Below are 13,326 nucleotides of genomic sequence, written 5' to 3' on the forward strand. Positions count from 1 at the left end.
CAACATCAGTGTGCATTTCAGGCGAATGTCAGCTGCCTGCGACCGTCATCCGCTCGATCAGCACCGACCCTGTGTGGATATTGCTACGCGTTTCAAGATCACTGCCAATCGCGACAATCTGCTGGAACATGTCCTTCATATTGCCGGCGATGGTCACTTCCTGCACTGCATGCTGGATCTCGCCATTCTCGACCCAGAAGCCCGCAGCGCCGCGCGAGTAATCGCCGGTAACCATGTTCAGACCATGGCCCATCAGCTCGGTCACCAGCAGGCCACGGCCCATGCGCCGGATCAGCGCCGCCTGGTCTTCTACGCCATGGGTGACATACAGATTGTGCACGCCCCCGGCGTTGGCAGTGCTCGGCAAGCCCAGTTTGCGCCCGGAGTAGGTACCCAGCAGGTATGACACCAGCTCGCCTTTGTCGACGAACGGCTTGGCGTAAGTCGCCAGCCCGTCACCGTCGAATGCAGCGCTGCCCAGTGCGCGCGGGATGTGCGGACGCTCGTCGAGGGTCAGCCAGGACGGGAACAGGCGCTGACCGATGGTACCCTCGAGGAACGAAGACTTGCGGTACAGGTTGCCGCCCGAGATGGCCGACAGGAAACTGCCGAACAAGCCACCCGCCAGCTCGGCGGAGAACAGCACGGGGACCTCGCAGGTCGGTACCGGCCGCGCACCGAGGCGGCTGGCGGCGCGCTGGGCGGCGCGCACGCCAATGCTACGCGGGTCGGCCAGCAGATTGCCTTGGCGGTTCACATCGTACCAGTAGTCACGCTGCATCTGGCCTTCGCCTTCGGCGATCATCACGCAGCTGAGGCTGTGCCGGGTCGAGGCGTAGCCACCAATGAAGCCGTGGCTGTTGCCATACACGCGGCAACCCTGGTGAGTATTCAGGGTGGTGCCATCGGCATTGAGGATGCGCTTGTCGGCATCGAATGCCGCCGCCTCGCAGGCCAGCGCCATCTCGATGGCCTTCTCCGGCTCGATGTCCCAGTCGTGATAAAGGTCGAGGTCGGGGATCTCGCGGGCCATCAGCGCGGCATCCGCCAAACCCGAGCATTCGTCCTCGGAGGTATGCTTGGCAATCGCCAATGCGGCGGCCACGGTTTCGCGGATGGCATCCGGGCCACTGGCCGAGGTGCTGGCCGAGCCCTTGCGCTGGCCGACATAGAGGGTGATGCCAAAGCCCTGGTCGCGGTTGAATTCTACCGTCTCGACCTCGCGCTGACGCACCGTGGTGGACAGGCCCTGCTCCAGCGATACCGCCACTTCGCAGGCACTGGCGCCTTGCTTGCGTGCTTGCGCAATGATCGCTTCGACCTGCTCCTGCAACGCTGGCAGGTCCTTGGGGCCTACGCTCTGGACTGCACTCATGGTTTTCTCCACTCAAATTCTGCGTTCGGCGAGGGTCATTCTACGACCGGGCACGGACAAGCGGCCCCCGACTGGTTATCATGGCGGCGATTTCTAGCGGACTGCCACCATGGTTGATTCATACGACGACGCCTTCGACGGCGAAAAAAGCAAAACCCAGATCAAGCGCGAGCTGCATGCGCTGGTCGAACTCGGCGAGCGCCTGACCACGGTCAAGGCCGATACCCTGGCGCGCCTGCCGCTCACCGACGAACTGCGCAAGGCCCTGGCCGATGCCAGCAAGCACACCGCCCACGGTGCACGCAAACGCCACATGTCGTTCGTCGGCAAGCTGATGCGCGACCAGGACCTGGACGCCATCCACGCCGTGCTCGAGCAAATCGACAGCTCCAGCCGCCAGTACAACGAGCGCTTCCATAATCTGGAGCGCTGGCGCGACCGCCTGATCGACGGTAACGACGAAGACCTCGAGCGTTTCGTCAACGATTACCCCGAGACCGATCGCCAGCAATTGCGCTCGCTGATCCGTCATGCCCAGCACGAAAAGGCGCGGAACAAACCGCCTGCCGCTGCGCGCAAGGTGTTCAAGTACATCCGCGATCTGGACGAGATGCAGCGCGGTCTGCGCTGACTCCCGCCGTCTGGGGCTGCATTGCAGCCCCCGGACATTCATCAAGCGCCAGTACCGCCCACGGTAATCGCATCCAGCTTCAAGGTCGGCTGCCCGACGCCTACCGGCACCGATTGCCCATCCTTGCCGCACGTTCCCACTCCACTGTCCAGCGCCAGGTCGTTACCGACCATCGACACCCGGCTCATGGCCTCCGGCCCGTTGCCGATCAAGGTCGCGCCCTTCACTGGCGCGGTGATCTTGCCGTCTTCGATCAGGTAGGCTTCGCTGGTCGAGAACACGAACTTGCCACTGGTGATATCGACCTGGCCACCGCCGAGGTTGGCGCAGTAGATGCCTTTCTTCACCGAAGCGATGATTTCTTGCGGGTCGCTCTTGCCGGCCAGCATGTAGGTGTTGGTCATGCGCGGCATCGGCAGATGCGCATAGGACTCGCGGCGACCGTTGCCGGTAACCGCCATGCCCATCAGGCGTGCATTGAGCTTGTCCTGCATGTAGCCCTTGAGAATGCCGTTCTCGATCAGCGTGGTGCATTCGGTCGGCGTGCCTTCGTCATCGACACTCAATGAGCCACGGCGACCTTCGAGGGTGCCGTCGTCGACAATGGTGCACAGTTCCGAAGCGACCTTCTCGCCGATCCGCCCGCTGAATGCCGAGCTGCCCTTGCGGTTGAAGTCACCTTCCAGGCCGTGGCCGACCGCTTCGTGCAGCAGCACGCCCGACCAGCCGGAACCCAGCACCACCGGCAACGTGCCGGCCGGTGCCGGGATAGCTTCAAGGTTCACCAGCGCCTGGCGCAGCGCTTCGCGGGCATAGCCCATGACCCGCTCTTCAGTGAAGAAGCGGTAGTCGGTACGCCCGCCACCGCCCTGCCCGCCACGCTCGCGACGGCCATTCTGCTCGACGATGACGCTGACATTGAAACGTACCAGTGGGCGTACATCGGCGGCCAGGCTACCGTCGGCAGCAGCAATCAGGATGCGCTCCCAGACCCCTGCCATGCTGACGCTAACCTGCTGGATACGCGGGTCGAGGGCACGGGTGGCGGCATCGACACGCTTGAGCAGTTCGACCTTTTCGGCACGGCTGAGCACATCCAGCGGATTGTCCGGCGCATACAGCGCAGTGACGTCCTGGCTACGGAACGCCTGCACCGTGCCGTTCTGGCCGGCGCGGGAAATCGAGCGGGCAGCACGGGCCGCCGAAGTCAGCGCCTCAAGGTTGATCGCATTGCTGTAGGCGAAGCCGGTCTTCTCGCCGGACTGGGCACGCACGCCCACACCCTGGTCGAGGTTGAAGCTGCCTTCTTTGACGATGCCGTCCTCCAGCGCCCAGGTTTCCGAGATCTGGCCCTGGAAATACAGGTCCGCGGCGTCAATGCCGGGGCCGGCCAGTTCGCCCAGCACGCTCTGCAGGCTGTCGAGGGTGAGTCCGCCCGGGGCCAGGAGCTGCTCGCTGACGGTGGATAACATCTGGCTCATAGTCACTCCGAGGTGTGCGCAGGCCGCAAGGCGTCCTGCGAGAAAAAGCGCCGGTGCGTGGTGACCGGCATGCGCGCCCGGATGGACGCCTGTTCATCAATGTCGCGCTCGGCGAGCAATACCGCTTCGCCGTGCGCCTGTTCTGCGACGATCCGCCCCCAAGGGTCGACGATCGCCGCATGGCCGTGGGTTTCCCGCGGGCCTGGATGAGTACCGCCCTGGGCCGCCGCCAGCACATAGCACTGGGTCTCGATGGCCCGGGCACGGATCAGCACTTCCCAATGCGCAGCACCTGTGACCGCAGTGAAGGCGGCCGGTGCCGTGATCAGCTCCGCGCCTGCAGCGCGCAAGGCGCTGTACAGCTCGGGGAAGCGCAGGTCGTAACATACGCTGAGCCCCAGGCGGCCTACCGGCGTATCGGCCACCACCACCCGCGCGCCATGGGCATAGTCATCGGACTCGCGGTAGCGACCACGGTTGTCGGCCACATCCACGTCGAACAGGTGCAGCTTGTCGTAGCGCGCCACCACTTCGCCGTGTTCGTCGATCAGCAGCGAACAGGCATGGGCTCTGGCGTCTGGCTGGCCTTGTGGCGGCAGCGGCAAGGTACCGGCAACAATCCATAATCTGAGGTCGCGTGCGGTACGTTTCAACCATGGCAGGATCGGACCTTCGCCCATGGCTTCGGCGCGGCCGATGGCAGCGGCATCCTTGCGTCCCATTGCCGCGAAGTTTTCCGGCAGCACCGCCAGCCGTGCACCGCCCAAGGCCGCCTGCTCGAGCAGGGCGCCCGCACGCTGCAGGTTGGCCAGCACATCGTCCTGGCTGACCATCTGGATGACCGCTGCCTTCATGGGCACTCCCGAAGTTATTTATCGAACGGTTTCACAAAGGTGATTTTAGGCTCTTTCACCGGGCCTTCGACGCGATAGTGCACGCTGGCGAAACGCGACACCCGGTCGCCGATCAGCCGATCGACCAGGAACAGCGCGCCGCCGACCGCTGGCGCACCGACGATCAGCGCGGCCAGCGGCAGGTTGTTGGTCACCGGCAGGGTCACCTGCAGGTTGGCAGCGACCCGGTCGCGCACCAAGTCCAGCGTGCCATCCAGCTCGAAGTTGCTCGACGGCCCGGTCACGGCGATCGGCTCACGGGTCACGTAGACACCGCTGCTGGCCACCAGCAGGCCCTTGACCCGGTCGTAAGCCAGGCCCTTGTCGAACAGGTCGGAGAAGTCCAGGCGCAGTCGCCGGCCAATCGAGTTGAAGTTGAGCAGGCCGAACACACGCAGGGCCTGGGCGCCACCTTCCACTTCGACGAACTGACCGCTGCGCAAGGCGGCATCCATACTGCCAGAGAAGCGCTTGAGGCCGACCCAGGCCGGCGAACCGGGCCAGCGGCCGTCGACATCCAGGCGGAAATCGCGGCTGGTCACGGTCGGAGCGAAACCCCAGGCCTTGAGCACATCGGCGAGGTTCTTGCCATCGAGTCGGCCTTTGTACCAGCTGCTGGTGGCCCCGGTTTGGCCTTCCCAACCGCCACTGCCATCGACATGCAGGCCTTTGAAATCCAGGTCGATGTCCTGCGCCGCCACCCCCCGTGCAGTCGGGCGCAGCTTCAGCGCGGCATTGCCGAACAGGTCGTCGCCGCGGTACAGCTTGTCGATGCTCAGGTCCAGAGCCGGCACCTTGCGCGGGTCGAACGAAGCCAGCGGGTCAGGGCCTTCTTCCGATTGCGTCTCAGCCGGGTCGGCCGGCGGCAGCCGCAGGGTCTGCAGGCGCACGACCATCGGCGCAGCCTTGGCATCCGGCACGCGCGCGTTACCGATGACTTCCTTGCTGTCCAGGCGCAGGTCCCAGGCGGCGGCGCCTCGGGTCAGGCGCACCACGGCCTGGTTCAGGCTCATGCCGAAGGCTTTCAGCTGGCCGATGCTCAAGTCCACACCCTGCAGGTTCTGCCGGGCATTGCCACCGGGGTCGTTACCGGCAAAGCGTGCGGCCTGTTCCTGCCAAGGGCCCAGGTCCAGGCTTTCCAGCCGCCCCTTCACCCGCAACCCCTGGCCCGTTGGCAGTTGCGCCTGGCCAGCTCCAAGCAGCAATTCGCCACGGCCCTGGCCCAGCTTGTCGGCCGGGGCGGCGTAGGCGAAACGAGCCAGGTCGGCGTAAGCCACATCAAAACGCCGCTCAGGCCCTTGCAGGTTCATGCTGAAACGGGTGTCGCGAGTATCCGCGGCCGCCTTGCCGAAGGGGGCCGGCAGGTCGATGGTCAGCCCCTTGAGCGAAGAACTGACATTCAAGCTGTTGTCACGGCTACCCAGATTGACCTGCAACTGGTACGGCAGATCGCCGGAGGCGGGCAAGGTCTGCTTGAACTGCAGCCAGTCGGTCAGGGACTTCAGCGAAGCCCGGCCACTTGCGTTGATGCGCGTCTGCATCTGCCCAGGCTGGCCCTCGGCGCTGATCTGCGCAGTGGCCGGCTTGCCGAACACTTGCAAGCTGATGTTCTTGCCGCTCAGCCCCTTGTCGAAGTCGAAGCTGAAGTCGCCCTTCAGGTGCGTCAGGTCCAGGCTGGGCGGGGCCACCTTCAGGCGTGCGTCGGCAGTGGCGAAGTCCACCAGCACTTTTGGCCGCTCGCCGTGGGCCAGGGGTACGTCGAGCTTGAGCTTGCCCTCGAGTGGGCCCTCGCCTTCCCAGCCGGCGAAGATCTCGCCCGTGCCGATCGGCGCTTCCTTGAGAATCTTCAAGCCATCGCCGAGGCTGCCGTCGAAATTGCCGTCAAGGTACAGGTGACTGTGCTGGCCGCTGTCGACATGGGGAATGTTCACGCTGACGTCGCTGACTTTGGTGTCGAGCAGCAGGCCCTTGCTGGCCTTGATGCGCACGCCGCTGTCTTCGATCAGCACATCGCCATCCACCTGCTGCACCTGCGGCCAGCCTGGCTGGAAGTCCAGTGCGGCATCGTGGACCTTGAAGAACAGGCTGATGCTGCGAGATTCCGGCGTGGCACCGTGGTTCAACGAGCCCTGGTACTGGAAGTAGCCCTGGTCGACGTTGCCTTTGACGATGGCGCTGCGCAACCATTCGTCGAGGGCCGGGCTCAGCACTTGCGGCAGGTACTTGGCGGTGTAACGGCCATCGCCTTCGGTCAGGCCGACGCGCAGGTCCATGTAGCTTTCGGCGCCTTCGTCGAACAGCAGGCGAATCAGGAAGTCGCCGGCAATCTTGCCTTCCTCGCCCAGCACCTTGAGGTAGGGTGCGATGAGGGTGAAACCGTGCTTGTCCAATGCCCAGGTCAGGCGCGCATTGGCCTTCTGGTACTGCCAGGGTTTGGCGAAGATCGGATACAGGTGCAGCATGAAGGCGTCGGTATCCAGACGCAGCTCGCCATGCCCGAGGTCACCGCTGATGCTGCCGCTGACATTACCGGCCGCCGGTGCACCATGATAGGCATCGAAACCGACCCGCTCCAGGTTGGCAGCAAACTGCAGGCGCTGGTCGCCCTCGGCTTTTGGCCGTGCTTCCAGGCGAACGTTGCGCAGGGCCCCGGTGACTTTCAGCGCATCGACCACTGTCATGAGCTTGTCTGGCAAGGGGGCCAATGCATCGATCAAGGGGGTCAAGGGAGTGAGATCAAGGCGGTCAGCCTGCACTTGCCAGGTTTCGTCCGCCGGGTCATCGCCCAGCCGCTGGTTCACTTGCAGGTGCGATTCCCAGCGCGTCTTGCCGATGCTCGCAGCGAGTGAATCCACCACCACATCGAAGCCTTGATCGCGGCGCTGGAACCAGGCAGAAACGGCAAGATTGTCCAGGGCCACGGCCTTGCGCCCGGCGTAGGCACCGCGCAACTGCGGGGCATTGAGACGGACCACCGCCTGCTGCAACTGGCCCTTGCTCCAGTCGACCCAGAACTCGCCACCGGCCTTCAACGCTTCAGCCCGCCACTGGCCCTGCAAACCAGGCGGCAACCAGCGCGCCCAGTCGCTTTGTGGGAGGCTCAGGTAGGCCTCGACCTCGCCTTCGCGCCAGGCCTTGGTGTTTACCCGGCTGCGCAGATTGATCGCCAGCGGCTGGCCGTCGGGCAAGGTGGCACGCAGGTCGAGGGCCTGGCGTGATGCGCCGGCCTGCAGGCCGACACTGACATAGGTAAGGGTCAGCGGATCCCGCTGCCAAGGCTGCAGGGTGACCTGGCTATCGAACACATCGATGCGGCCCAGTTGGCGCAAGCGCTGCAAAAGCTCGGCAGGGTCCAACGGCGCGTCGTCCTTTTTCGGCAGCCCTTCGAGGGCCCAGGCCCCCTGCTCGTCTTCGCGCAGAATCAGCTGCAGGCCACCGAGTTCGATACGCGCCAGGCGCACTTCACGGGAGGTCAGGCTGGCCCACAGGTCGGGCACCACCTTGACGTCATCCAGGCGCAGGGCCGATGCGCCCTCGCCCAGCTGCAGGTCGCGCACGCGCAATACAGGCGCCAAGCCACTCCAGCGCCCTTCCAGAGCCCCCACATGCACGGGCAGGCCCAGCGCCTGTTCGGCTTTGCTTTCGACGTCGGCACGGTATTCGGCCACCAGTGGCACCAGCTCGCGACCGAGGCTGACATACAACGCCACCAATACCGCGAGCAGGGCGCAAATGCCCAGCCCCCAGCGGGTCAAGGCGACAAGAACGCGGTTCAGACGTCCCATGGCCTTGGCCCTCCAGGTCGTTTATCCATCATGGCCTGACGTGCCGATTTTGCCAGCCAGTACCATCCAGGGCGGGTATAAGAAATCCTCAGAGCAGCACCACGTCATATTGTTCCTGCGAATACATCGACTCGACCTGGAAGCGAATGGTTCGACCAATGAAGGTTTCCAGCTCGGCAACGTTGCCAGACTCTTCGTCCAACAGGCGATCGACTACTTTCTGGTTGGCCAGCACGCGATAGCCTTCAGCCTGGTAGGCACGGGCTTCGCGGAGGATTTCGCGGAAGATCTCGTAACAGATGGTTTCGGGGGTCTTCAGCTTGCCACGGCCCTGGCAAGCGACGCAGGGCTCGCACAGGACCTGTTCGAGGCTTTCGCGGGTGCGCTTGCGGGTCATCTGCACCAGGCCCAGCTCGGTGATGCCGATGATGTTGGTCTTGGCGTGATCGCGTTCCAGCTGCTTTTCCAGGGTCCGCAGCACCTGGCGCTGGTGCTCTTCGTCTTCCATGTCGATGAAGTCGATGATGATGATCCCGCCGATGTTGCGCAGGCGCAGCTGCCGGGCAATGGCCGTGGCGGCCTCGAGGTTGGTCTTGAAGATGGTTTCTTCGAGGTTGCGGTGGCCGACGAAGGCACCGGTGTTGACGTCGATGGTGGTCATCGCCTCGGCCGGGTCGACCACCAGGTAGCCACCGGACTTGAGCGGCACCTTGCGCTCCAGGGCACGCTGGATTTCGTCCTCAACCCCATACAGGTCGAAGATCGGCCGCTCGCCTGGGTAATGCTCCAGCCGATCGGCGATTTCCGGCATCAGTTCGGCGACGAACTGTGTGGTTTTCTGGAAGGTTTCCCGCGAGTCGATGCGGATCTTCTCGATCTTCGGGTTGACCAGGTCGCGCAGCGTGCGCAGGGCCAGACCAAGGTCTTCGTAAATGACCATGGGCGCGCCGCAGGTCTGGATCTGGCTGCCGATCTGCTCCCACAGGCGACGCAGGTAGCGGATGTCCTGGAGGATTTCTTCGGCCCGCGCGCCCTCGGCGGCGGTACGCAAGATGAAGCCCCCGGCGTCCTTGATATTCTCGCTGACCATGCAGTCGCTGACCACCTGCTTGAGGCGGTCGCGTTCGGCTTCATCTTCGATCTTCAGGGAAATGCCGACATGGCTGCTGCGAGGCATGTACACCAGGTAACGCGAGGGAATCGACAGTTGGGTGGTCAGGCGTGCCCCCTTGGTGCCGATCGGGTCCTTGGTCACCTGCACCACCAGGGCCTGGCCCTCGTGCACCAGCGCGGTGATGTTCTCTACCGCCGAGCCTTCGCGCTGGGAGATTTCCGACGCATGGATGAACGCCGCGCGCTCCAGGCCGATGTCGACAAAGGCCGCCTGCATACCTGGCAGCACCCGCACCACCTTGCCCTTGTAGATATTGCCGACGATGCCGCGGCGCTGGGTGCGCTCGACATGCACTTCCTGCAGCACCCCGTTTTCCACCACCGCCACACGCGATTCCATCGGGGTGATGTTGATCAGGATCTCTTCACTCATGGCAGGCTCTCGTCAAAGGTCTTCGGTAATGATGGATCGCGCGTGCCGTACTGGCTACCGCTGGTTTGTTACCTCTGGCAAAAGCGCCGGTACCTGCCAGCAGGCGATACCGAACCGGGCGAGCATGTCGGCCGTTTCGCTCAAGGGCAGGCCGACCACCGCCGAGTAACTGCCTTCTAGCCCGGTGACAAACACCGCGCCCAGGCCCTGGATGGCGTAGCCCCCCGCCTTGTCCGCAGGTTCGCCACTGGCCCAATAGCGCTCGGCTTCTGCGGCATCGACAGGGCGAAAACGCACAGTGCTGCTGACGCACAGGCTCTCGCAGTGTTGGCCATCGCTCAAGGCCACCGCTGTCAGCACCTGGTGCTCGCGGCCAGCCAGGTCGGCCAGCATCGCCAGGGCATGTTCCCGGTTTTCCGGTTTGCCGAGAATACGACCATCGAGCACCACCGCAGTGTCGGCGCCAAGCGCCACGGCAGGGCCCTGCAGAGTGGCCAGGCCGGCTTCGGCCTTGGCCCGGGCCAGGCGCTCGACATAGGCCTCGGCGCGTTCGCCCGGCAGCGGAGTTTCATCGATGGGTGCACTGATGACGGTGAACGGCACGCCGATCTGGCCGAGCAATTCACGCCGGCGCGGTGAGCCGGAGGCAAGATAGAGGGGTTTCATTAAGACATCTCCCTGTCAGTGGCAGCGCCGTCAGTTGATATGCAAACGTCGGCGCAGGTCGCGCAGGGCGAAACTGATCCATGGCCAGAGCAAGGCACTGATCACGGCAGACCAGACCAGCGCCAGGGTCGGAAGGCGGTTGCCGGTGAGCGCGCTAAGCCACAGCTGGATCAGCTGGGCGATGCCGAAGATCACCAGGATCACCAGGCTCTGCTGCCACAGCGGGAACATACGCAGGCGCTGCTGCAGCGACAGTACGAGGAAGGTGATCAGGGTGAGGATGAACGCGTTCTGCCCCAGCAAGGTGCCGTACAGTACATCCTCGGCCAGGCCCAGGACGAAGGCGGTGGTCATGCCAACCTTGTTCGGCACGTTCAAGGTCCAGAACGACACTAGCATTGCCAGCCACATGGGCCGGAACACTTCGAGGAACTGCGGCATGGGCGAGACGCTGAGCAGCAGGCCAATGGCGAACGTCAGCCAGATGACCCAACCGTGATTACGGCGCGACTTGGCCATCATTGCCTCCGTGGATGGGCGGGTGCCGCCGGTGCGGCGGCGGGGCTGGCAGGCGCTGCGGCCGGGGCCGCAGGTGGCTGGCCCGGAGCGGGCGCGGTAGCCGAGGCCGCCGGAGCCGCTGCCGGATGCTCGGCATTGGCAGCAGGTTGGCCGGTGCCTTTGCGATCGGCTTCTTCCTGGGCGATGGCAGCGTCGGTGGCGCGTTGCTCCGGGGTCCGGCGGTCGCTGAACACCAGCAGCATGTAGCGGCTGCGGTTGAGCGCGGCAGTAGGAATGGCGCGGACGATGGCGAACGGCTGGCCGGAATCGTGGATCACTTCATTGACCGTGGCCACCGGGTAGCCGGCCGGGAAGCGCTGGCCCATGCCGGAACTCACCAGCAGGTCGCCTTCCTTGATGTCGGCGGTGTCGGCGACATGACGCAGTTCGAGGCGCTCCGGGTTACCGGTGCCGCTGGCGATGGCGCGCAGGCCGTTGCGATTGACCTGCACCGGAATGCTGTGGGTCGTGTCGGTCAGCAGCAGGACGCGCGAAGTATACGGCATCAGTTCGACCACCTGGCCCATCAGGCCACGGGCATCGAGCACCGGCTGGCCGAGGAACACGCCGTCGCGCTCGCCCTTGTTGATGAGGATGCGGTGGGTAAACGGGTTGGGGTCGACACCGATCAGCTCGGCCACTTCAACCTTCTCGTTGACCAGCGCCGAGGAGTTGAGCAGCTCGCGCAGGCGCACGTTCTGCTCGGTCAGGGCCGCCAGCTTCTGCAGGCGCCCCTGCAGCAACAAAGCTTCGGTCTTGAGTTTTTCGTTTTCGGCGATCAGCTCGGTGCGGCTGCCGAACTGGCCGGCCACGCCTTGCCACGCTCGCTGCGGCAGGTCGGTGATCCAGTACGATTCCATAAGCACCAGGCCCATCTGGCTGCGCACCGGTTTGAGCACGTCGAAACGCGCATCGACAACCATCAACGCGACCGACAGCACCACCAGTACCAGCAGGCGAACGCCCAGCGAAGGGCCCTTGGAGAAAAGCGGTTTAATGGGCCGTTCCTCGTGGACGACTCAGGAGGTCATTGGACATGGGACAACGCACCAGCCTGGTTGCGGGTTGACGGAAACGACGCCCGGATGGACGCCAGCCAGCGCATACAGGTAGCACTGCGCGTGCTACCTGTAAACCGGGCTTTCGAAAGCAGCGGGGATCACTCGCTGGAGAGCAGGTCCATCGCGTGCTTGTCCATCATCTCCAGAGCGCGACCGCCGCCACGGGCGACGCAGGTCAGCGGGTCTTCGGCGACGATCACCGGCAGGCCGGTTTCCTGGGCCAGCAGCTTGTCGAGGTCGCGCAGCAGTGCGCCACCACCTGTCAGCACCAGGCCGCGCTCGGCGATGTCGGAGGCCAGCTCCGGCGGCGACTGCTCCAGGGCGCTCTTGACCGCCTGGACGATGGTCGCCAGGGATTCCTGCAGGGCTTCCAGGACTTCGTTGGAGTTCAGGGTGAAGGCACGTGGTACGCCCTCGGCCAGGTTACGGCCGCGCACATCGACTTCGCGCACTTCGCCGCCCGGGTAGGCGGTGCCGATTTCCTGCTTGATGCGCTCGGCGGTGGATTCGCCGATCAGGCTGCCGTAGTTGCGGCGCACGTAGGTGACGATGGCTTCGTCGAAGCGGTCGCCGCCTACGCGGACGGACTCGGCATAGACCACGCCGTTCAGCGAGATCAGTGCGATTTCGGTGGTACCGCCACCGATATCGACGACCATCGAGCCGCGGGCTTCTTCGACCGGCAGGCCGGCACCGATGGCAGCGGCCATCGGCTCTTCGATCAGGAACACTTCACGGGCACCGGCACCCAGGGCCGACTCGCGAATGGCACGGCGCTCTACCTGGGTCGATTTGCACGGCACACAGATGAGCACGCGTGGGCTCGGCTGCAGGAAGCTGTTTTCGTGAACCTTGTTGATGAAGTACTGCAGCATTTTTTCACAAACGCTGAAGTCGGCGATGACGCCGTCCTTCATCGGACGAATGGCAGCAATGTTACCTGGCGTACGGCCCAGCATGCGCTTGGCTTCGGTACCGACGGCGACGACGCTTTTCTGGTTGCCGTGGGTACGGATGGCAACAACCGAGGGCTCATTCAGGACGATACCGCGCTCACGCACGTAAATAAGGGTGTTGGCAGTCCCCAGGTCGATGGAAAGATCGCTGGAAAACATGCCACGCAGTTTCTTGAACATGGGAAAGTGACCCTGGGGAAAGCGTGGGTAAAAAAGTGCGGCAAACTCTAACAATGGCAGGGATTTTGGGCAAGGAGCCAATATGTTAAATTGGCTGTTTTTCCGAGCACGCCAGCAGATGATCGCGGCCGTTAGACCGCCAAAATGCTGACATGTTCCTCACCGCGGACCCTGATCGGTTCTTTGTTTCCCCT

10 protein-coding genes are annotated in these 13,326 nt (G+C 64.1%); 1 reads left to right on the forward strand and 9 read right to left on the reverse strand.

Annotated features, from left to right (window positions below; genetic code table 11):
- Window positions 1–28 precede the first annotated feature (28 nt).
- The gene (gene pmbA, locus BGP85_RS24720) at window positions 29–1,375 is read right to left on the reverse strand and encodes a metalloprotease PmbA (protein ID WP_103445575.1); all 1,347 of its coding nucleotides are present in this window, start codon (window positions 1,373–1,375) and stop codon (window positions 29–31) included.
- A gap of 109 nt (window positions 1,376–1,484) precedes the next feature.
- On the opposite strand from pmbA, the gene yjgA reads away from it, so the two are divergent.
- The gene (yjgA, locus tag BGP85_RS24725) at window positions 1,485–2,006 is read left to right on the forward strand and encodes a ribosome biogenesis factor YjgA (RefSeq protein WP_103445576.1); all 522 of its coding nucleotides are present in this window, start codon (window positions 1,485–1,487) and stop codon (window positions 2,004–2,006) included.
- Between the two features lie 41 nt (window positions 2,007–2,047).
- Here the strand turns inward: yjgA and tldD are convergent, their stop codons facing one another.
- From tldD to mreB, 8 genes are all read right to left on the reverse strand, one after another.
- Complete coding sequence (gene tldD / locus BGP85_RS24730) at window positions 2,048–3,487, reverse strand: metalloprotease TldD (protein ID WP_103445577.1); 1,440 nt, start codon at window positions 3,485–3,487, stop codon at window positions 2,048–2,050.
- 2 nt (window positions 3,488–3,489) lie between these two features.
- On the reverse strand, window positions 3,490–4,341 hold the full coding sequence (locus BGP85_RS24735) for a carbon-nitrogen hydrolase family protein (RefSeq protein WP_103445578.1): 852 nt from the start codon (window positions 4,339–4,341) through the stop codon (window positions 3,490–3,492).
- 14 nt (window positions 4,342–4,355) lie between these two features.
- A complete protein-coding gene (locus tag BGP85_RS24740) occupies window positions 4,356–8,165 on the reverse strand; it encodes a YhdP family protein (RefSeq protein ID WP_103445579.1) in 3,810 nt (1,269 codons plus the stop codon).
- Between the two features lie 88 nt (window positions 8,166–8,253).
- Window positions 8,254–9,711, reverse strand: a complete 1,458-nt coding sequence (gene rng / locus BGP85_RS24745) for a ribonuclease G (protein WP_103445580.1) — start codon at window positions 9,709–9,711, stop codon at window positions 8,254–8,256.
- 54 nt (window positions 9,712–9,765) lie between these two features.
- Complete coding sequence (locus BGP85_RS24750) at window positions 9,766–10,377, reverse strand: Maf family protein (protein ID WP_103445581.1); 612 nt, start codon at window positions 10,375–10,377, stop codon at window positions 9,766–9,768.
- Between the two features lie 30 nt (window positions 10,378–10,407).
- The gene (gene mreD, locus BGP85_RS24755; RefSeq protein ID WP_103445582.1) at window positions 10,408–10,896 is read right to left on the reverse strand and encodes a rod shape-determining protein MreD; all 489 of its coding nucleotides are present in this window, start codon (window positions 10,894–10,896) and stop codon (window positions 10,408–10,410) included.
- Window positions 10,896–11,888 (reverse strand): rod shape-determining protein MreC, encoded by a 993-nt coding sequence (gene mreC / locus BGP85_RS24760; protein WP_374755344.1) that lies wholly within the window; start codon window positions 11,886–11,888, stop codon window positions 10,896–10,898. The genes mreD and mreC overlap by 1 nt, the downstream gene beginning before the upstream one ends.
- 206 nt (window positions 11,889–12,094) lie before the next feature.
- Entirely contained in the window at window positions 12,095–13,132 is a 1,038-nt protein-coding gene (gene mreB / locus BGP85_RS24765; protein WP_003255163.1) for a rod shape-determining protein MreB, read from the reverse strand.
- Window positions 13,133–13,326: the final 194 nt, after the last annotated feature.

Origin of the sequence: Pseudomonas putida, from assembly GCF_002906855.1 — a bacterium.
Taxonomy (GTDB): Bacteria; Pseudomonadota; Gammaproteobacteria; order Pseudomonadales; family Pseudomonadaceae; genus Aquipseudomonas; species Aquipseudomonas putida_N.

What these genes read in the sequence shown, in the direction of transcription:
- mreB (WP_003255163.1), bottom strand. Translation starts at nt 13,132, where the DNA reads ATGTTCAAGAAACTGCGTGGCATGTTTTCCAGCGATCTTTCCATCGAC.
- yjgA (WP_103445576.1), top strand. Translation starts at nt 1,485, where the DNA reads ATGGTTGATTCATACGACGACGCCTTCGACGGCGAAAAAAGCAAAACC.
- mreD (WP_103445582.1), bottom strand. Translation starts at nt 10,896, where the DNA reads ATGGCCAAGTCGCGCCGTAATCACGGTTGGGTCATCTGGCTGACGTTC.
- rng (WP_103445580.1), bottom strand. Translation starts at nt 9,711, where the DNA reads ATGAGTGAAGAGATCCTGATCAACATCACCCCGATGGAATCGCGTGTG.
- tldD (WP_103445577.1), bottom strand. Translation starts at nt 3,487, where the DNA reads ATGAGCCAGATGTTATCCACCGTCAGCGAGCAGCTCCTGGCCCCGGGC.
- BGP85_RS24750 (WP_103445581.1), bottom strand. Translation starts at nt 10,377, where the DNA reads ATGAAACCCCTCTATCTTGCCTCCGGCTCACCGCGCCGGCGTGAATTG.
- BGP85_RS24740 (WP_103445579.1), bottom strand. Translation starts at nt 8,165, where the DNA reads ATGGGACGTCTGAACCGCGTTCTTGTCGCCTTGACCCGCTGGGGGCTG.
- BGP85_RS24735 (WP_103445578.1), bottom strand. Translation starts at nt 4,341, where the DNA reads ATGAAGGCAGCGGTCATCCAGATGGTCAGCCAGGACGATGTGCTGGCC.
- pmbA (WP_103445575.1), bottom strand. Translation starts at nt 1,375, where the DNA reads ATGAGTGCAGTCCAGAGCGTAGGCCCCAAGGACCTGCCAGCGTTGCAG.